The sequence below is a fragment of the Mesorhizobium sp. M4A.F.Ca.ET.022.05.2.1 genome, from assembly GCF_003998845.1.
Lineage (GTDB): Bacteria > Pseudomonadota > Alphaproteobacteria > Rhizobiales > Rhizobiaceae > Mesorhizobium.
Window position 1 is genome coordinate 13137 of sequence record NZ_RZOJ01000010.1, and the last position, 19272, is coordinate 32408.

13 protein-coding genes and 1 tRNA gene are annotated in these 19272 nt (G+C 63.9%); 8 read left to right on the plus strand and 6 right to left on the minus strand.

The features are described 5' to 3' along the window. Positions 1-62 precede the first annotated feature (62 nt). On the plus strand, positions 63-551 hold the full coding sequence (locus EN745_RS36765) for a zinc-binding dehydrogenase (RefSeq protein WP_245487609.1): 489 nt from the start codon (positions 63-65) through the stop codon (positions 549-551). A gap of 68 nt (positions 552-619) precedes the next feature. Here the strand turns inward: EN745_RS36765 and EN745_RS02595 are convergent, their stop codons facing one another. Next, positions 620-895 carry a DUF1153 domain-containing protein gene (locus EN745_RS02595; protein WP_006203587.1) on the minus strand — a complete coding sequence of 92 codons (276 nt, stop codon included), beginning with the start codon at positions 893-895 and terminating at the stop codon, positions 620-622. 261 nt (positions 896-1156) lie between these two features. Here EN745_RS02595 and mnmA point away from each other — a divergent pair, with 261 nt between their 5' ends. Then, positions 1157-2347: a tRNA 2-thiouridine(34) synthase MnmA gene (gene mnmA, locus EN745_RS02600; protein WP_126058590.1), complete on the plus strand. Its 1191-nt coding sequence runs from the start codon at positions 1157-1159 to the stop codon at positions 2345-2347. A 42-nt stretch (positions 2348-2389) separates the two neighbouring features. Here the strand turns inward: mnmA and EN745_RS02605 are convergent, their stop codons facing one another. Then, a complete protein-coding gene (locus EN745_RS02605) occupies positions 2390-3355 on the minus strand; it encodes a Gfo/Idh/MocA family oxidoreductase (RefSeq protein ID WP_126058589.1) in 966 nt (321 codons plus the stop codon). A gap of 240 nt (positions 3356-3595) precedes the next feature. Here EN745_RS02605 and EN745_RS02610 point away from each other — a divergent pair. Then, positions 3596-3672, plus strand: a tRNA-Met gene (locus tag EN745_RS02610). Between the two features lie 309 nt (positions 3673-3981). Further along, the gene (locus EN745_RS02615; RefSeq protein WP_189362934.1) at positions 3982-5811 is read left to right on the plus strand and encodes a patatin-like phospholipase family protein; all 1830 of its coding nucleotides are present in this window, start codon (positions 3982-3984) and stop codon (positions 5809-5811) included. Positions 5812-5873: 62 nt separating this feature from the next. Here the strand turns inward: EN745_RS02615 and EN745_RS02620 are convergent, their stop codons facing one another. Next, entirely contained in the window at positions 5874-6728 is an 855-nt protein-coding gene (locus tag EN745_RS02620; RefSeq protein WP_126058544.1) for a DUF1194 domain-containing protein, read from the minus strand. A 156-nt stretch (positions 6729-6884) separates the two neighbouring features. Here EN745_RS02620 and EN745_RS02625 point away from each other — a divergent pair, with 156 nt between their 5' ends. Then, positions 6885-11705, plus strand: coding sequence for a winged helix-turn-helix domain-containing protein (locus EN745_RS02625; RefSeq protein WP_127420467.1), 4821 nt, complete (start codon positions 6885-6887; stop codon positions 11703-11705). 48 nt (positions 11706-11753) lie between these two features. Here the strand turns inward: EN745_RS02625 and EN745_RS02630 are convergent, their stop codons facing one another. After that, positions 11754-13235, minus strand: a complete 1482-nt coding sequence (locus EN745_RS02630) for an NAD-dependent succinate-semialdehyde dehydrogenase (RefSeq protein ID WP_127420468.1) — start codon at positions 13233-13235, stop codon at positions 11754-11756. Positions 13236-13268: 33 nt separating this feature from the next. Next, a complete protein-coding gene (locus EN745_RS02635) occupies positions 13269-14549 on the minus strand; it encodes a 4-aminobutyrate--2-oxoglutarate transaminase (RefSeq protein WP_126058542.1) in 1281 nt (426 codons plus the stop codon). Between the two features lie 181 nt (positions 14550-14730). On the opposite strand from EN745_RS02635, the gene EN745_RS02640 reads away from it, so the two are divergent. From EN745_RS02640 to EN745_RS02650, 3 genes are all read left to right on the plus strand, one after another. Beyond that, positions 14731-15537 (plus strand): MerR family transcriptional regulator, encoded by an 807-nt coding sequence (locus EN745_RS02640; protein ID WP_126058541.1) that lies wholly within the window; start codon positions 14731-14733, stop codon positions 15535-15537. A gap of 432 nt (positions 15538-15969) precedes the next feature. Continuing rightward, a complete protein-coding gene (locus tag EN745_RS02645) occupies positions 15970-16680 on the plus strand; it encodes a WecB/TagA/CpsF family glycosyltransferase (RefSeq protein WP_245455400.1) in 711 nt (236 codons plus the stop codon). After that, on the plus strand, positions 16677-17903 hold the full coding sequence (locus EN745_RS02650) for an NAD(P)/FAD-dependent oxidoreductase (RefSeq protein WP_126058540.1): 1227 nt from the start codon (positions 16677-16679) through the stop codon (positions 17901-17903). The genes EN745_RS02645 and EN745_RS02650 overlap by 4 nt, the downstream gene beginning before the upstream one ends. An 80-nt stretch (positions 17904-17983) precedes the next feature. Here the strand turns inward: EN745_RS02650 and EN745_RS02655 are convergent, their stop codons facing one another. Continuing rightward, entirely contained in the window at positions 17984-19141 is a 1158-nt protein-coding gene (locus EN745_RS02655) for a GNAT family N-acetyltransferase (RefSeq protein ID WP_245482439.1), read from the minus strand. Positions 19142-19272: the final 131 nt, after the last annotated feature.

Below are 19272 nucleotides of genomic sequence, written 5' to 3' on the forward strand. Positions count from 1 at the left end.
CGCGGCGCTGCCCCTGGCCGGCCTGACAGCCTGGCAAGGCCTGCCTGAGAAAGGGTCAGCGCGTGCTGGTGCACGCGGCGGCCGGCGGCGTCGGCCATTTGGCGGTGCAGATCGCCAAGGCGCACGGCGCCCATGTCATAGCGACCGCCAGTCCGGACAAGCTCGACTTCGTGCGCTCGATCGGCGCCGACGAGGTCGTCGACTACACCGCAGGTGATTTCACCGAAAAGGTCGGCGATGTCGATCTGGTGCTGGACGCAATCGGCGGCGATCATGCCGACCAGTCGCTGAAAGTCGTGCGTGACGGCGGCATGCTGGTGTCGCTGCTTAACGTTCACGACGCCACCAGGGCAACGGCCGGCGCCCGCGGCATCCGCGTCGAGCGCATGTCGGTGGTGCCGGATCGCGACGGTCTCATTGAACTCGGGAAATTGGTCGATGCGAGAAAGCTTGCCGTGCATGTGGCGGAAAGCTTTCCGCTGGCGCGGGCCGGCGACGCCCATGCCTTCCTCGCCGCCAGGCCGATCGGCAAGGTGGTGCTGGCAGTCTGAGCGCGGGACGATCCGACAAAAAACGAAGGGCGCGGTTTACCGCGCCCTTCGTTTAGCCTGAACAGGCCTCAATGCCGGTATTGTTGGATGCGCGTCGTGCGCAGCCCGGCAAGGCCGTATTCGTCGATCGACGCTTGCCAGGACAGGAATTCCTCGGTGGTGAGCTTGTAGCGCTGGCAAGCCTCTTCGAGGCTGAGCAGGCCGCCACGCACCGCGGCCACCACTTCCGCCTTGCGCCGGATAACCCAGCGCCGTGTATTGGTCGGCGGCAGATCGGCAATCGTAAGAGGGCTGCCGTCAGGCCCGATAACATACTTGACTCGCGGTCTAACCAGATCGGTCATCGTACTCTCTACAAAAAACTCAAAGACCCAATCCCCGCCACAGTACCGCCACAGCTTTAAAAATTGCCTAAGCGAACCCTAATGACTAGGTAAGGATCGTGAACGTCGCGTTAGCGTTTTCCTCGGCATTTGAGAGATGCGCCGCCGGGCATTGATTTTGCAGGCAAAAAATCGACCCGTCCGGGAGACGCTGGCGCCACGCGGGTGCTTGACCTATATTCCGGCCATTGGCATTCAGACGCCACGCAGAACGAAAGTACCATGAACAGCCTCGACCTTCCCGGACGCCCCGAAAACACCCGCGTCGTCGTCGCCATGTCGGGCGGCGTCGATTCCTCTGTCGTCGCCGGCATCCTGAAGCGCGAAGGCTATGACGTCGTCGGCGTCACGCTGCAGCTCTATGACCATGGCGCGGCGACACATCGCGCCGGCTCGTGCTGCGCCGGCCAGGACATCGACGATGCCCGCCGTGTCTCCGAGACACTCGGCATCCCGCATTACGTGCTCGACTACGAGGAGCGCTTCCGCAAGGCGGTCATCGATCCCTTCGCCGATTCCTATGTCGCCGGAGAAACGCCGATACCCTGTGTTTCGTGCAACCAGACGGTGAAGTTTGCCGACCTCCTGGCAACCGCGCAGGACCTTGGAGCCGATGCTTTGGCCACCGGCCACTACATCCGCTCCGGCGCCAACGGCGCCCATCGCGCGCTCTACCGCCCGGTCGATGCCGACCGCGACCAGAGCTATTTCCTGTTCGCCACCACGCAGGCGCAGATCGACTATCTGCGCTTTCCGCTGGGTGGCCTGTCGAAGCCGCAGGTTCGCGCCATCGCCGAGGAGATGGGGCTAACGGTCGCCACCAAGCAGGACAGCCAGGACATCTGCTTCGTGCCGCAGGGCAAATATTCCGACATCATCGCCAAGCTGAAGCCGGCCGCCGCCAATCCCGGTGACATCGTCCACATCGACGGCCGCGTGCTCGGCCGCCATGAAGGCATCCTGCGCTATACGATCGGCCAGCGCCGCGGCATCGGCATCGCCTCCGGCGAGCCGCTCTATGTCGTCCATCTGGACGCCGACCGCGCCCGCGTCATCGTCGGCCCGCGCGAGGCGCTGGAGACGCACAAGATCTATCTGCGCAACATGAACTGGCTGGGCGACGGGCCGCTCGCCGACGTGCCGGCCGGCGGGCTGGAGCTGTTCGCCAAGGTCCGCTCGACGCGCCCGCCGCGTCCGGCGGTGCTGCATCACCGCGATGGCGTCACCTCGGTGGAACTGGTCGACGGCGAGTCGGGCATCGCGCCCGGCCAGGCCTGCGTGCTCTATTCCGACGACGGCAACGAGGCGCGCGTGTTCGGCGGCGGCTTCATCGAACGCTCGGAGCGCGGCGCCGAGGCCGAGGCCATGCTGACGCGGCTTGCCGCCCGCCCGGCGCAGATCCCCGCCGAATAGCGCGGCACATCGCCACGATCCTCTGGACGGTTTAGGCCAGGCTCAGGATGAAGATCCGGTGTGGGTGACTGTACCCGCCGTCAGGATGCGCAGCACCCTGATCGCTTCCTCGCCGCTGGTGCGGGGTTCGGCCCGGGTTTCGATGCATTGCATGAAATGCGCGAGTTCGCGCGTCAGCGGCATGCCTTCACCGACCGCCACATAGGACGGCTCGTTGGTAGTGAAGGCCCACTGGCCGCTGTCCTGCCAGACCGCATGGCGATAGACGGCAAGCTTGCGCTCCCAAGGTTCGACATCGTCGAACACCGCCATAGCCTTGGTGCCGACAACCGTCAGCCGCCGCTCGCGATAGGGATTGAGCCGCGATGCGAACAGATGGCTGCGCAGGCCGTTGGGAAAGCGCATGTGCAGATGCGCGAAGTCGCTGAGATTGTCGAGCAGCGCCGCGCCCTCGCCCCTGACCTCGATCGGTTCCGTGCCGGTGATCGCCAGGATCATCGACAGATCGTGCGGCGCGAGGTCCCACAGCGCGTCGTTCTCGGTATGGAACTTGCCGAGGCCGAGGCGATGCGAATGGATGTAGCGCACCTCGCCGAGCTCGCCATTGTCGATCAGGCCCTTGAGCGTCTCGAAGGCGGGGTGGAAGCGCAGGACATGGCCGACCATGAAGACGCGGCCATTATCCTTGGCCGCCTTGACCGAGCGCTCGGCGTCGGCCACCGTCAGCGCGATCGGCTTCTCCACCAGCACGTCCTTGCCACCCTCGACGGCGCGCACCGCCATGTCGGCATGGAACTGCGGCGGCAGCGCCATGATGATGGCGTCGACGTCGTCGCGGGTGAACAATTGCTCCGGTTCGATCGCCAGGCAGTCCTGCTCGCTGGCAAAGCCTTCCGCGCGGGCGCGATTGAGATCCGAAACCGCGTGCAAGGCGCCGAGCGCCTTGAGGGTGCGGATATGGTTGCTGCCCCAGTATCCGCAACCGAGGACTGCAATGCGCGGCTTCATTCGTTCAAACTCTAGAATTTCGTGGCCGAGACATAGCGACGTGCCCGGTCGAACTCAACCCCGGTAGCCCAGATCAGATGCCTGTCCGGCAAAGCTTTTGGGGTTGCGCGAATATGCCGGGCGACTGATCGTATCGAAGCTTGACAGGCTTGCCCTGCCAACCTTATATCCGCGCCGACCTTGGTGAACGCCCCGACATGCCTTGCGGTTTGAGGCAGATTTCGGGCCTTTCACCGCCCTGGCGGGGTAGCTCAGTTGGTTAGAGCACGGGAATCATAATCCTGGGGTCGGGGGTTCAAGTCCCTCTCCCGCTACCATCGCTCCCACCGACAGATGGGCCGGTGCCGATTGTTGAAAGCGGAGAGAACGGTCCTCCGCTACCCCGTTAACAACACCTAGGCTTCCGAAGCCTCTCGCTGCTACCCACCAGTTGCCACGGATCGAGCGCCTCGCAGACGCCACAGGGAACCAATGCTTGGCATAAGGTCGGCACATCAGAATTTTGATCCATAGACGGGCTCCAGCCGCCAACGTTGCGGTTCGGCTCGGATCGCGCCTTGCGACGCTGCAAACACGAGCGGTAGGGGATACAATCACCGGAGCGAATGCGTCCCGGGATGGCTCAAATGTCCTCCGTCGATTCTCTCGCCGCGAGACTATTGTCGGCGACATTGATGTTCGATCGTGCGTCGTTGCTGGCGCTCGAGGCTTTGGCTGCCGAATCCGACCGTCGGGTCCTAAGGCGCGGTGAGGTCCTGGTTCGCGAAGGCGATCCATCGGACAGGTTCTTCGTCGTGCTGTCCGGTCGCTTTACGGTACACAAAGGAGATGAGATTGGCTCGGTCGCCGAGATCGCTCAGGGCGAACTCGTCGGCGAAATTGGTTTCTTTGCAGGGCTGCCCCGTACGGCCACTGTCCTTGCAGCGCGCGATTCGATCGTCCTTGAAATCAGTCGCAATCATTTCGAGAAGGCGGCCGAGGCTCTGCCGAACCTGAGAGAGGCGGTCACAACATCTCTGGCGCGCCGGTTCGCCACCCAATCTCCTATTTTGTCACGTCAGAAACCTGCCAAGATCCGAACGCTTGCCATCATCGCAGCCGGCGGAAGTCGCATCTCACCGGTTTTCATCGGGCACCTACAGCAAGAGCTCGGTGCGCTCACGCGCGCTCAGTTCGTTTCCCGGCATGACGTCCACGCGAAATTCGCGGGTCGTCCGATCGACGACCAGCCGGTCCTTAACTGGTTGAACGAACTGGAGGCGCAAGCTGAATTCGTTGTCTACGTCGCCGATGAAGAACCTAATGAATGGACACGAGTCTGCATTCGCCAGGCCGATACCGTTCTGCTTGTAGCGAACGCGTCCTCCTCGCCTCGCTTGAACACGTCCGAGGAATTGGCGCTATCGGTCCATCCACCATCGACCGGTCGGCTTGTCCTAATTCACGACAATCGCTCGGCTGCGGTCTCCGGCACCTCTGCGTGGCTCGATGAGCGTCCCCATGTCGGCCAGCATCATCATGTTGCGCTGGAGGACGCGTCTGATATCCAGCGCCTGGTCCGATTTATTTCCTGCAAGGCACGCGGCTTCGTGGCGGCGGGGGGTGGGTCCCTGGGCAGCGCCCATCTGGGCGTCTACAAGGCCTTCGTCGAGGCGGGCGCGCGCTTCGACTATCTCGGCGGGACGAGTTCCGGAGCCGCGATGATGGCCGGCTTCGCAAGAGGGTTGGACGCGGAGCAGATCGACCGCGGCACGCACAACGTATTTGTCAAGAGCAGGGCGTTTCGGCGCCCCACCTTGCCGCGTTTCGCGCTTCTGGATCACAAAGCCTTCGATCGAGCCCTTCGGGAGGAATACGGCGACGTTCTGATCGAAGATCTTTGGCTTCCGTTCTTTGCGCTTTCGACCAATCTGAGCAGCCGTCAGCCCCACGTCCACCTTCGTGGGAAACTCTGGCAAGCCGTTCGGGCATCCGGCTCGCTCCCGGGTGTCCTGCCGCCGTTCTTTACGGCTGACGGCGATATGCTGGTGGACGGCGCCATCATGAACAATTTGCCGCTGGAACAGATGAGGGAACTCAAGACCGGCCCCAATGTCATCGTGAGCTTTGGGTCCAGTGGGCCGCAAAAATACCACGTCGATTACGACCGCATCCCCGGAAGATCGGAACTGGCGGTCGCCCTGCTGAACCCTTTCGGCCGTGCCCGCCTGCCGCAGGTTCCGAGCATGCTTCAGGTTATTGCCGCGAGTATGCTGGCACACGGGCCGCAGGACATTGCCGTCGGTGACGAGGATGTCTTGGTCTGTCCGCAGGTTTCGAGCACATTCATGGATTGGAGTCGGCATTCCGAGCTGTTTTCGGACGCCCACGACCGCACGGCGCAATGGATCGAGGAACGTCTCCGCCAGAACGACTCAGGGCTCCGGGCGGTGCTCGGTAACGCACATATTACTTAGCGCATCACCACTAGACTCTCCGCATTCCGTTGCTGCCCTGCATCGCGGTCCCATTGCCGAACTTACCGGCCCGGCGACTGAGCGATCATGTTGCAGTCGGCTGTGCGGTCGGAACGCGTGGTGTAGGCGGCGTGGATCACCTGACCCATGTTCATGGAAATTTCACGCACCAGCTTTAGCCGGACCGCGGTGGCGAACATGGTGGCCTCGGTGACGCCGATCGCAAATGCGTCTGGTCCGCCAATGACGCAGCGTTCGAAATAGGATTGCAGGTAGGAACGGTCGTAGATCGCAAACCCGCCGGCCCAGCCAATGCGGGGCAGTGCGATCGGCAGCCCGTTGATCGTCACGCCTTCCGCCAGAAGGACCTGCCGGACGGGATCAAGCGGCGCTCCGGCATTGTTGGGTCCATCGCCGGATACGTCAACAACCCTGCGCGGGCTGCGCAAGCCACTCTTCGCGAACAGATCACGCGCCGCCCACAATGCGCCGGAGATCGACGTTCCGCGACCTTCGGTCAACGGCAGCGCCGCGAGCCTGTCTGCCAAGATCAGAGCGTCCTCGCGGCCTTCAACAATTGTCCACGGCATGATGACTGTTTGCTGGTGTGGCCCTGCCCACTCCAGATAAAGCACTGCAATTCTGCCCCGCTCTCCCGACTTGATGGCCGTCGCGATGTCCGCGTGGCGGAAGGCACTGACGTAGCCGTCGCGTTGCACTCGTTGCTCAACGTTGCTCATCGAGGGCGAAACGTCCACGGCCAGGATCAATTGCAGATCGACTTCGGCCAGGTGGTCAGCGGGACGGTCGGTCGCGTGAGCCTGCGACGCCATCGCGAAGAGCAGCAGGCAGACGGCCGTGAGCCGCAGCACCGGTCTTGCACCCGCACATCGAGCAATCCGCACCAGGTCGTCCATGGCGAGCCTCTCGCTGACATGCAATTGTCGGTCCGAGGCGTCCCGCGCGTCACGAACAGCTTCCGATCATTCGCCGAAATCTGCGCTCCGCGCCCGTCCGGATGGTGATGACGCTTCGCAGTCCGTGCTAATATCGAAGCATTGGACTGCGGCTTCGTGCGTGAGGAAACCGGCTTGGATAGCTCGCCGCCCACGACGTTCGTACTCAACGGCATTACCGCCGACGTGAGCAGCGAGACCTTGCGCGACAAGTCCAACAGGACGATCGCGCTTCGCCAGCAGACCTTTGCGGTGCTTCGTCACCTTCTGGCGAACGCGGATCGCGTGGTCACCAAGGACGACCTGATGAGGGCGGTCTGGAACGGGATAGCCGTCACCGACGACAGCCTGGTGCAATGCATTCACGAGATCCGTGCGGCGCTCAACGACAGCCGGCAGACCGTCGTGCAGACAGTGCCGAGGCGCGGCTACAGGCTGGTCCTTCCCGCAAATGCCGGACCGAGGATGGCGACCATCCTGGCAGCCGAATTGGCCTCCGAGAGCCGGCCGACAGGCAAGCGGATTTCTGCCGCATCTCTCCGAGAGTACCGGCAGATCATCGATCGGCTGCTGGTCCAACATGCGGGTCGCGCGTTCTGGAACGGCGAAGGGAGTCTGGTCGCCGAGTTTGCCGGCCCTGTCGAGGCGATGCGGTGTGCGAGCGAGATCCAGCATGAGGTCGACAGGCGGGACTGCGAAGTTCCCGAGACAAAGCGCCTGCGCTTCCGCATCGGCGTTCACCTGGGCTATGTCGTCGCCGAGGGCGACCACCTCGCGGGCGAGGCCGCCGAGGTCGCCGCGCATCTGCAAATTCTGTCACGACCGGGTGGGATTTGCGTCACCGAAGCGGTCCACGCCCAGGCGCAAGACCGACTCTCGCTGGAATTCGTCGATCTCGGCGAGCACAAGCTGAAGAGCGTCGCGCGCGCCTTGCACATCTACCGCGTACCCCTTGCTTCGGAGGAACCGGTCAAGTCGCCATTTCGCGGCCTCGATGCCTTCGAATTCGAAGATGCCAACCTGTTCTTCGGCCGGGCGCGGGCGATTGCTGCCTGCACCGCAAGATTGGAGCAGCAGGCAGCCAGCGGCACGGCATTCCTGCTCATCTACGGGATGAGCGGTTGCGGCAAATCTTCCCTCCTGCGCGCCGGGCTGATGGCGTCATTGACGCGGCCTGGAGCCGTGGCGGGCATATCCCTGTGGCGCCGCTGCCTGATCCGCCTCTCCGAAGGACCGGATGCGTTCGCTGTGCTGGCTGCGGCACTGCTTGGCGAAGCTGCTGTGCCGGAACTGTCCCGCGAAGTAACAGCCGCGGAGCTGGCGCTGCTCTGCAGGAACGCGCCGGACCGGGCGCTGGCGAAGATCCGGCAGGCACTTGGCAAGGCCGCCGGATCGGCCCGCTCGCAGATCAGATTGCTGGTTGCCATCGATCAGCTCGAGGAGCTTTTCACCACGCAGAAGCAGCCGGCGACGCGCGAGGCCCTTGTGCGGCTCATGGCGGTGCTGGCCGCGAGCGGACTGGTCTGCGTGATCGCGGCGATCCGTTCGGACTTCTTTCACCGCTGCGGCGAGGTGCCGGGGTTCTCGGCGCTCAAGGACGGTCTCGCCAGCTACGAACTCCTGCCGCCGACCGGCCCGGAGATCGCGCAGATCATCCGCGAGCCCGCTGGCGTTGCCGGGCTCCGCTTCGAGCAGAATGCCGAGCTGGGGCGGCTCGATGATGTGCTGCAGGAGGCAGCCGCTGCCGATCCCGGATCATTGCCGCTTCTCGAGTTTGTGCTCGACGCGTTGTACGAGGCCGGTCGCGAGCGCCGGGTCCTCACCTTTGCGCATTATCGCGCGCTCGGCGGGCTCGAAGGCGCAATCGCGCGCCGCGCCGATGAAGTCGTAGACCTGCTGGCGCCCAACATCCAGGAGGCCTTGCCCGCGGTGCTGGGCGCCCTCACCACGGCAAATCCGGGCGATGAAACGGTGACGGCACGTCCTGCCCTGCTCACCGAAGTTGCAGGCACTCCCGCGCGATCGGCCCTGGTCAGGGCCCTGATCGACGCCCGGCTCCTCGTCAGCGATGAGGACGCCGCAGGCCATGTCGTCGTCCGCGTAGCACATGAAGCACTGTTGAGCCGTTGGCCGCGCGCCGGTGACATTGTGAACGCAAACCGGAACTTCCTCGAGACACGCGACCGCCTCAGGGCCGACGCTCACCGTTGGCAGCTGGAGAACAGGAATCGAGAGCTTCTACTTCCGTCCGGCAAACGTCTCGCGGAGGGCGAAGAGTTGATGCTGTCAAGACGCGAGGAGGTCGACGATGCCGTCCTCGAATACATCGAGGCGTCCTTGCGTGCCCATCGGCAGAAAGAGGAGAAGGATCGGCACGCGGAGCTGGCGCTGATCGAGGCCGCCGAAGAGGCAAAACGCGAGCGCCTGGAGCGCGTGGCCGAGCGCCGGAGCCTCGCGGCTGTCGCAGCAAACCGGCTCGCCCGACGGACGCGCAATGCCGCGATCGTGGCCATCGCGCTCGCTCTCATGGCGGGCGCAGGCGCGCTGGTCGCCTTCAAAGCGCGGGAGGAGGCAAGGGGCCAACGCGATCAGGCGCTGCGCAATCAGTCTCTTTCGCTCTCGTTTCTTTCGGAGCAGTCCGCGTCGAGAGGCAACACCGAGGCTGCGATCCTGTTGGCGCTCGAAGCACTGTCCTCGAAAGACCCGCCCAAGCGGCCCTATCTCTTTGAGGCTGAGACAGCCCTCTACAAGGCTCTGCTGGCGCACCGACAGATCAAAATCTTCCGGCATGGGGCCGGCGTGACGGATGCGGCATTCAATCCGGCCGGCGATCGCATCGTCACCGCATCCCACGACAAGACTGCGGCCGTCTGGGACATCTCCAGCGGCGCCGAAACCGCAGTTCTAAAAGGACATGAAGAGGCCCTGGAGAGGGCTGAATTCAGCCCGGATGGGAGCCGTATCCTGACGGCCGCGAGGGATGGCACTGCACGCCTTTGGGAGGCCACATCGGGAGAACAGCTCTTCATCCTGCGGCCTGTAAGCAACTATCCGACGGCAATCTTCAGCCCGGATGGCACCCGGGTGCTGACGGCGGGGGAGAACAGCGATGCAACGCTCTGGGATGCTCGGACCGGAAAGAAAGTCCTAGGTGTAAGGAGCGACGCATATACGCGTGCTGCTTTCAGTTCAGACGGCCGCAGCTTCGCGACGGCAGGCAGGCATTTTGTTTCGATCTGGAATAGTGCAGACGGCGCGCTGACGCGGTCAATCCGAGTGACCTCCTGGCCCTACAGCCTGGCGTTCAGCCCGGACGGAAGCCGGATGCTGGCCGGCCCGTGGGGTTGGCATTCACACCGCGACACTTCCAGCCTTTTCGATGTGTCGAAAGGAACGGAGATCGCAAAGTTGGCCGGCAGCAAGAGCGACACGCAATTGAACGGCGTGATTTTCAGTCACGGGGGTCAGCGAATCGCCACTGTATCCCTCGATGGCACTGCCCGGATTTGGGATGGAGTGTTGGGAACGCTGGATGATGTGCTCGGCCAGGAGGTTTCGGGATTGAAGGCAGACATCGACACGGATGAACGTGATGTGGAGATGAACGGTGCTTTCACCCCGGACGACCGCTTCCTGGCGACCGCCTCGGTCAATGGGCCGATCCGCATCTGGGACGTTGAACGCGCCTCGTTGGTGACGACGATCGCCGGCCATGAATCTTTGGTCGAGCATCTGGAATTCAGCCCGGTCGACGGCAACATTCTTCTCACTGCTTCACATGATGGCACTGCTCGGCTGTGGGATGTCGACGGCGCGCTGACGACCGCGCTCTCGCATGAATACCGGCCGACTTTCGCGGTCTTCAGTCCCGACAATGTCCACCTGCTGACCGGCGGCGGCGACAGCGCGGCGCACCTCTGGGATGTCGTGAGCGGGCGCGAGACAATCCGGTTCGATACACATGAGATCATTCAAAACGCGACGTTCAGTCCCGATGGACAGCAGGTCGCGACGGCATCTCTTGGGGGGCAGGTCCGTATTTGGGATGTCGCCACGGGTTCGGAGACCGTCCAGTTCCGATCACATGGCGGCTTGGTCCAGATCCAGTTTGGTCGCGATGGCAAATCGCTTCTTGTCGCATCGATCAACGGCACCGCGCAGCAGTGGGACGCTGCGAACGGCACCGAGCTGGCCGTCATCAATACAAGCAGCAATCTGCCCCAGGCCATTCTTAGCCCCGACGGAAATCTGATCCTCTCGGCCAGGGAAGACAATGCGGGCCACCTGCTGACGACGGGCGGAGCCGAGCTCAGGGTTCTTGTGGGGCATCAGGATCGCATCACGGCAGCGGCCTTCAGCCCGGACGGTCAACTCGTCGCCACAGGCTCGCTCGACCACACGGCTCGCATTTGGTCGACCACGGACGGAGCAAACGTCGGAACGCTAGTGGGACACACCGGCGCGCTAACGGTCCTCGCCTTCAGCCCCGACGGTCAGTCGCTGCTGACCGGCTCGCGCGATGGAACCGTCCGCATCTGGAGCGTCGCTGGCGGACTGGAAAGTGCCGTTCTAAGGGGCCACGACGGCGCCGTCGACAGCGCCCAGTTCAGTCCTAACGGCTTGTATGTCGTGACCGCGTCCTCCAAAGATCGCACGGTGCGGCTATGGGCGACGCAATCGGGGCGCCAGATTGCCGTCCTTGGCAGCCACGACGAAGCAACCGTTCTACTGGGCTTTACACGCGCAGCTTTCAGTTCCGACGGCGCCCGCGTCGCAATTGTTGCCGGCGAAAAAAGTGTCCGTATCGTTCGTGTCTTCCAGGCGCCCAAGGACCTCATCGACTTCGCCCGGCGCATCGTGCCTCGCGAACTCACCGCTTGCGAGCGGCGAAGCTTCTTCCTGCCTGCGGACCCTGCAACCGGCACCTGTCCGGGCTGACGCCGGCGACCGGTCGGATGTTGTCGCTTGAGTCGGGAGAGTAGCTGCCTACAGATTGCCGATGCAGAGATATTTGATTTCCAGATAGTCGTCTGCGCCGTGGCGGGAGCCCTCGCGGCCGAGGCCGGACTGCTTGATGCCGCCGAAGGGCGCCGCTTCGCTGGAGATCAGGCCGGTGTTGATCCCGACCATGCCGTATTCCAGCGCCTCGGCTACCCGCCAGACCTTCTTCAGGTCGCCGGCGAAGAAATACGCCGCGAGTCCGAATTCGGTGTCGTTCGCCTGCGCGATCACATCCTCGACCGTGTCGAAGCGGAAAAGCGGCGCGACCGGGCCGAACGTCTCCTCGCGCGCCACCTGCATGCCGCTTGTGACACCCGTCAGCACTGTCGGCGAGAAGAACGTGCCGGCGCCTTTGATGCGCTTGCCGCCGGTCAGCACCTTGGCGCCCTTCGATACCGCGTCCTCGACATGGCTCTCGACCTTCGCCAGGCCCTTGTCGTCGATCAGCGGGCCGACCATCACGCCTGCCTCGAAGCCGTCGCCGACCGGCATCTCTGCCACCTTAGCCGCGAGCCTGGCGGCGAAGGCGTCATAGACGCCGGACTGGACGTAGAGGCGGTTGGCGCAGACGCAGGTCTGGCCGGCATTGCGGTACTTGGAGGCGAGCGCGCCTTCGACCGCGGCGTCGAGATCGGCATCGTCGAAGACGATGAACGGCGCATTGCCGCCGAGCTCGAGGCTGACCTTCTTGATCTGGTCAGCGCACTGGCGCATCAGGATGCGGCCGACCTCGGTCGAGCCGGTGAAGCTGATCTTGCGCACCTTGTCGTTGCCGCACAGTTCCTTGCCGATGGCCGGACCATCTTCCCCGACGATGACGTTGAAGACGCCGGCAGGCACGCCGGCCTGCTCGGCGAGGACGGCCAGCGCCAGCGCCGAAAGCGGCGTCTGTTCGGCCGGCTTGGAGACGACCGTGCAGCCGACGGCGAGCGCAGGCGCGACCTTGCGCGCGATCATCGCGGCGGGGAAATTCCATGGCGTGATCGTGCCGACGACGCCGACAGGCTGCTTGATGACGATCATGCGCTTGTCGTTCGACGGTGCCGGGATCGTCTCGCCGTAGACGCGCTTGGCTTCCTCCGCGTACCACTCGACATAGGCTGCGGCGTAGAGGATCTCGCCGCGGGCCTCGGCGAAGGGCTTGCCCATCTCGGCGGTCAGGATGGCCGCCAGCTCGTCGGCGTTGGCGACCATCAGCTCGTGCCACTTGCGCAGGATCGCGGCGCGCTCCTTGGCCGGGCGCGCCGCCCAGGCCGGCTGCGCGGCATGGGCGGCGGCGATGGCGTCCCGCGTCTCGGCGGCACCCATATCGGACAGCGACGCCAGCACCTCGCCGGTTGCCGGGTTCAGCACGTCGAAGGTCCGGGTCGCGTCGCCCGCGGTCCAGACGCCGTCGATGTAGCCGGTGTCGCGCAGGAAGCGCGACGAGAAGGAAACATGCTTGGTCAACGCGGTCGTGAAGGCCATGTCATTTGCTCCGGAAAATGGACGGGGCTCCGGCTAGTTGCCGGCGCTTGCTTCGAGGATCGCGCTCTCCAGAATGTCGAGCGCCTCGCCGAAGACGCTGTCCTGGATGGTGATCGGGGCGAGGAAGCGGATGACGTTGCCATGCACGCCGCAGGTCAGCAGGATCAGGCCCTTATCGAGCGCGATCAGCCGCACCTTGTTGGCGAACTCGGCGCTCGGCAGCTTCGTCGTCCTGTCGTTGAACTCGACCGCGTTCATGAAGCCCGGACCGCGGATATCGACGATCTGCGGCGCCTTCTCGCGCAGCGATTCCAGGCGCTGCTTGAGCCGGTTGCCGAGCTGGTTGGCGCGGCCGCAGAGATCCTCGTCCTCGATGACGTCGAGCACGGCATGGGCGGCCGCGACGCCGATCGGGCTGCCGCCATAGGTGCCGCCCAGCCCGCCCGGTCCCGGCGCGTCCATGATTTCCGCGCGGCCGGTGACGGCGGCAAGCGGGAAACCGCCGGCGAGGCTCTTGGCCATCGTCACCAGATCGGGCGCCACGGCATGATGATCCATCGCAAACATCTTGCCGGTGCGGGCAAAGCCCGTCTGTACTTCATCGGCAATGAGCAAGATGCCATGCTGGTCGCAGAGTTCGCGCAGCGCTTTCATCAGAGAAGCCGGAGCCGGATAGAAGCCGCCCTCGCCCTGCACCGGCTCGATGATGATCGCGGCGACGCGCTGCGGATCGACATCGGCGGCAAATAGCTTCTTCAGCGCCGCCAGCGACTGTTCAGAAGTCACGCCATGGAGATCGATCGGAAACGGCACGTGGAAGACGTCAGCGGGCATGGCGCCGAAGCCGACCTTGTAGGGCACGACCTTGCCGGTCAGAGCCATGCCCATGAAGGTGCGGCCATGGAAGCCGCCGCCGAAGGCGATGACGGCGGAGCGGCCGGTCGCGGCGCGGGCGATCTTGACGGCGTTCTCGACAGCTTCGGCGCCGGTCGTGACGAAGATCGTCTTCTTGGCGAAATCGCCCGGCGTCAGCGCGTTGAGCCGCTCGGCCAGCCGCACGTAGCTTTCATAGGGAACGACCTGGTGGCAGGTGTGGGTGAAATGATCGAGCTGATCCTTCACCGCCGCGATCACGCGCGGATGGCGATGGCCGGTGTTGAGCACGGCGATGCCCGCGGCGAAATCGATGTAGCGGCGGCCCTCCTTGTCCCAGATTTCCGCGTTCTCGGCACGCTCGGCATAGATCTGCGTGGTCATGCCGACGCCGCGGGAAATCGCTGCATTCTTGCGGTCGGTGAGGGTGGTCGCGGCCATCATGCGCTCCTGCGCTCTGGGGTGGGATTTGATATCTTGCATAATTTCTGCAAGACATATACAAACTTCCTACATTTTTTCTGCAAGAATGCAAGCGGTGTTTTCGGCTTCAAACCGCCGCCGTTTTCGGCGATGGTCCTGAACAGGGCTGAGAGACAAACCAACCGGGAATATTCCGCTCATGAGCAATGCCACGCCGGTACGCTACAAGGTGGCGGAGGCGGCGAAATCCGCGGGCGTCTCGGCCTCGACCCTGCGCCTTTGGGAAAGCCAAGGGCTCGTCGTTCCGGGACGGTCGGATACCGGCCACCGGCAATACAGCGCCGAGGATGTGGCGCGGCTGAAGAAGATCGCCTGGTACAGGACCGAGCGCGGCCTCAACCCGGCGGCCATCCGCGAAGCGCTGGAAAGCGAGGCACCGTCCGACAGTGCCGACACCGCGGATACGTCCGACCTCGGCCGCAGGCTGCGCAGCCTTCGCCATGGCGCCGGCAAGACCCTGGACCAGATTGCCGCCGATGTCGGCATCGCCGCCTCCACGCTGTCCACCCTGGAGCGGACATCGCAGGGCGTCAGCTTCAAGACACTGCACGATCTGGCGCAGTATTACGGCACCACCGTTTCGCGCCTTTCCGGCGAGGAGCGGGACGACGTGCCGGCGCTCGTGCGTGCCGGGGCATGGCGCACCTGGCCGGAAACCACCCCCGGCGTGACCGTGCAGCTTCTCGCCGAGGGACGCACGATGATGGACTGCCACCGTTTCGTCCTGGCGCCTGGCGCCGCTAGCGAAGGCGCCTACCGCCACGAAGGCGAGGAGTTCATGCATGTGCTGTCCGGACGCCTGGAACTGGTCTTGGATTCCGACCAGTTCTTCGATCTAGGCCCCGGCGATTCCTTGTATTTCGAAAGCCGCCGCTACCATTCCTGGCGCAATCGCCACGACGGCGAAACCGTCCTGCTGTGGATCAACACCCCGCCGACCTTCTGACTGGGACGAGCCGTTGCCCACGGGCAGCAAGGCCGCCGAAAGGGAGGCGAGCTTCGGCGTCGTCACGGCGAGTGGACGAACGAATCCTCTCCCTTGGCGCCCAAAGCAGAGGCGGACATGCCCTTCGCACCACCGCACTACACGGCTCGGCTGAAGTAGAGAATCGAACGATTGCATAGATTTTTAGTAAAATCCTATGAATTAACTAACGATTAACGAATTGCTTAACTTTCCGCTGCTTTTACCTAGAATATTCGAGGGTGGAATACTTCTCGAATGCGCAGGGCAATGGAAAATCCGAAAAGAGACTTTGAAGGATCTGGACGCCCGTCCAATGCGGATGGGGCGGCAGCCGCGCGCCAGGAATCAGCACCTCTTCCCGAGAAGCTTTCCGCCTTCCCGACCGTTTTGATCGGCGGGCTGCCAATCACGGTGATCGATCGGCGGGAAGCGGCCCATCTGATGATCGCCGCGGCGCGCGGGCATCTGCCCGGCTGCCGTCCCTACTATTTCACGTCAGCCAATGGGGACGTCATCGCCCAGACGCGCGCCAATGCGGAAACGGCCGGGCTCTTTCGCGAGGCCGACCAGATCTTCGCCGACGGTCAGCCGCTCGTTTTCGCTTCACGCCTGCTGTGCGGCGTGCACCTGCCGGAGCGGGTCGCCACCACCGACCTCTTTCACGATGTGGCCAAGCTCGCCGAACGCGAGGGCACGACCTTCTACCTGCTGGGATCGACGGAGGCCGAGAACCGCAACGCCGTTGCCGGCATGAAGGCCAGATATCCCGGCCTGCGCATCGTCGGCAATTCGCATGGCTACCTTGCCGGCGAAACACTCGAACGCAAGCTCCACGAGATCAATGCACTCGCGCCCGATATATTATGGCTGGGCCTCGGCGTTCCGCGCGAGCAGATCTTCGTCCGCGACTTTGCCTCGCGACTTTCGAATGTCGGCGTCATCAAGACCTCGGGCGGGCTATTCGACCATCTTGCCGGCAAGGTGCCGAGGGCGCCGCTTTGGGTCCAGAAAGCCGGTTTCGAATGGCTGTGGCGCGTGCTGATGGAGCCGCGCCGGCTTTTCTGGCGCTATTTCACCACCAGCCCCCAGGCCATCTACGCCATATTGAGGTATTCCAAATGACCGCCGATCAGTCCCGCCCTTCGCTGCCAGCGGGGATCGACACGGAGATCGTCATCGTCGGCGGCGGCCTGTCCGGCACGCTTGCGGCGAACGTGCTCGGCCGTGCCGGCTTTCAGGTCACGCTGGTCGACCGCTATCCCGTCTTTCCCAGGGAATTCCGCGTCGAGAAGATCGCCGGCGACCAGATCGAAAAGTTACGCCGGATCGGCCTTCTGGACAGGCTGGCCAGCGCGGCGGTCGCGTTCGATGAGATCGTTAACATCCGTAAGGGGCGTCTTCTCGACCGCACGCATGCCCGGCACTTCGGCATCTTCTACGACGACCTCGTCGGCGCCATGCGGGCGGAACTGCCCGAAAACGTGCGCTTCATCGCCGGCCGGGTCAACGCTCTGGAGGCGGGAGCGGACCGTCAGCGCGTGTCGATCCTGGGGCAAGGCGACGTCACCGCCAGGCTGCTCGTGCTCGCCACGGGCATGGGCGACATTCTCAAGCGCGACCTTGGCATCGAGCGCCGGTTCGTCCACCAGCGGCAGTCGCTGACCTTCGGCTTCAACATTCGCCCGGCTGGGGACAGCACCTTCAGGCATCCGGCGCTCACCTACTATGGCGAACGGACCTCGGACGGCATCGACTATCTCAACCTGTTCCCGGCCGCCGATGTCACGCGCGCCAATCTGTTTGTCTTCAGGGATCATCGTGACCCCTGGGTAAAGGCCCTGCGCGAGCGGCCCAGGGAAACGCTGATCGACACCCTGCCGGGGCTCGTCAAGGCATTCGGCGATTTCGAGGTCATGGACAAGGTCGAGAGCTGGCTGACCGACATCACCGTCGCCGAGAATTGCGTTAAAGATGGCGTCGTCCTGATCGGCGATGCCTATCAGACATCCTGCCCCGCGGCCGGAACGGGCGTCAGCCGTCTGCTCACCGACGTCGAGCGCCTGTGCAAGGTGCACGTGCCGCAATGGATGGCCTCGCCAGGGATGGCGGCCGCGAAGATCGCGAGCTTCTACGGCGACCCTGCGAAGCGCGCGATGGATGCACGCGGGCTTCATCTGGCGGACTTCCGCCGTAGGCTGACGATCGAGAACGACCTACGCTGGCGCGCATGGCGGCAGCTTCACTTCAGCCGCCGCCGCATCATGCACGGGATCAACAGGCTGAGCCCCAGTTTCGCCGCCAGGCTACGCGGACTGAGCAGGCCGAGACTCGAAGCCGCGACGTGATGCGGGCCGATCCGAGACCGCGAACCACCCCGACCATCCAGCCGGCGCTTTTGTAGACAGTCCGCCGAGCGCGACGCGCTTCAGGTCTTTCGAGCTTCGGGACTCAATTCATCGTCCGCTTGGACCGGCGACACGCGATCGGGGGAGGCCTTCTTGCCGTGCAGCACGCGCCGCGCAAGCGCCTTGGCCGCGGGCAGTTTCTCTACCGTCAAATGCGCCGCGTAGCCGAGCGGGCTCCCGGCCCGGAAGATCTGCCACATCGGCGACGGCCGGCCGCCGAAGATGCGCTTGTAGGGTTCGTCGCCGATGGTGAAGTCGAGGGAATGGTCGCCGCGCTCGATGCAGTCGCGCGCGATCTGTTCGAACAGCAGGCTGCCGATCGACTGCTTCCTGTAACCGGCCTCGTCGAAGCCGCCGAGGATGACGAGGAGAGAGCCTTTGTGAGCAAGCCCAAGCGCGCCGGCGATCGCCCTGTCATTCATCCAGAACGTATAGGTGCGCGCGAAGCCGTCGCACCCTTCTGCGGCCACGGCCAGATAGAAATCGAAATAGGATTGCTGCTGCAGCAGGTCGGCAGGGCCGTTGCTGCCGTCGAAACGCTTGCCGCGGTAGATCTTGAGCGCGTCGAATGTTGTGCGGATGGTGTCGATGTTCTGGGCGCATTCGAAGCGCGCCTCCCCCATGCGACCGAGCTGCCGGGATTTCTTGTCGAGCTCCTTGCGGTAGGACTGGTTGAGCTGATGTTCCCGCCAGGAGGCGAATGTCGGCTCCAGCTTACTGGAATAGGCGCTCATGCCCATGCTTTCGCGCTTCGCTATGCCGAACAGGCGCTCCATAGCCAGCGAGCGATCCGCAAGCTTGCCGATGCGCAGGAGATCATAGGGCCGCAAATGCCTGCGGATCGCGGCGACTGCGCGGCTATCCGCCAGGATGCGCGACAAGGTCTCCTCGGTGGTGACCGGCGACACATAGTCGGAAACGCGCATGTCGGCGAATTCCACGACCTTGAGCAACGTGTATCGGCGCCTGACGAGTGGCAGGACCATGGCGAGCTTGCCGCCCGGCCGGGCGCGCACAACGATGATCAGCGGGGTGGCGGAGCTCTGCCGGACGATCCGCTCATAGAGCTGCGCCAGCCATATGGGGTGCTGAAAGGCCGTCGCCGCCGAGCTGGCGAACAGCTCGACATATTCCGTCGAGCGGAAGTCGAAGGAATCCTCGGCAGTGACTTCAAACATAAGAATCCGAACCGGCAGACAGCGGCCCGATCTATCGACGACGTCTTGCGTTCCGCGTCAAGGCAAATCGCAGGAAAGTTAGAAACTTGGTATATGCAAGAGTTCGGACGCCGGTTGCAAATCTGTCATGC

What these genes read in the sequence shown, in the direction of transcription:
- EN745_RS02620 (WP_126058544.1), bottom strand. Translation starts at nt 6,728, where the DNA reads ATGGACGACCTGGTGCGGATTGCTCGATGTGCGGGTGCAAGACCGGTG.
- EN745_RS02630 (WP_127420468.1), bottom strand. Translation starts at nt 13,235, where the DNA reads ATGGCCTTCACGACCGCGTTGACCAAGCATGTTTCCTTCTCGTCGCGC.
- EN745_RS02640 (WP_126058541.1), top strand. Translation starts at nt 14,731, where the DNA reads ATGAGCAATGCCACGCCGGTACGCTACAAGGTGGCGGAGGCGGCGAAA.
- mnmA (WP_126058590.1), top strand. Translation starts at nt 1,157, where the DNA reads ATGAACAGCCTCGACCTTCCCGGACGCCCCGAAAACACCCGCGTCGTC.
- EN745_RS02605 (WP_126058589.1), bottom strand. Translation starts at nt 3,355, where the DNA reads ATGAAGCCGCGCATTGCAGTCCTCGGTTGCGGATACTGGGGCAGCAAC.
- EN745_RS02635 (WP_126058542.1), bottom strand. Translation starts at nt 14,549, where the DNA reads ATGGCCGCGACCACCCTCACCGACCGCAAGAATGCAGCGATTTCCCGC.
- EN745_RS02650 (WP_126058540.1), top strand. Translation starts at nt 16,677, where the DNA reads ATGACCGCCGATCAGTCCCGCCCTTCGCTGCCAGCGGGGATCGACACG.
- EN745_RS02615 (WP_189362934.1), top strand. Translation starts at nt 3,982, where the DNA reads ATGTCCTCCGTCGATTCTCTCGCCGCGAGACTATTGTCGGCGACATTG.
- EN745_RS02655 (WP_245482439.1), bottom strand. Translation starts at nt 19,141, where the DNA reads ATGTTTGAAGTCACTGCCGAGGATTCCTTCGACTTCCGCTCGACGGAA.
- EN745_RS02595 (WP_006203587.1), bottom strand. Translation starts at nt 895, where the DNA reads ATGACCGATCTGGTTAGACCGCGAGTCAAGTATGTTATCGGGCCTGAC.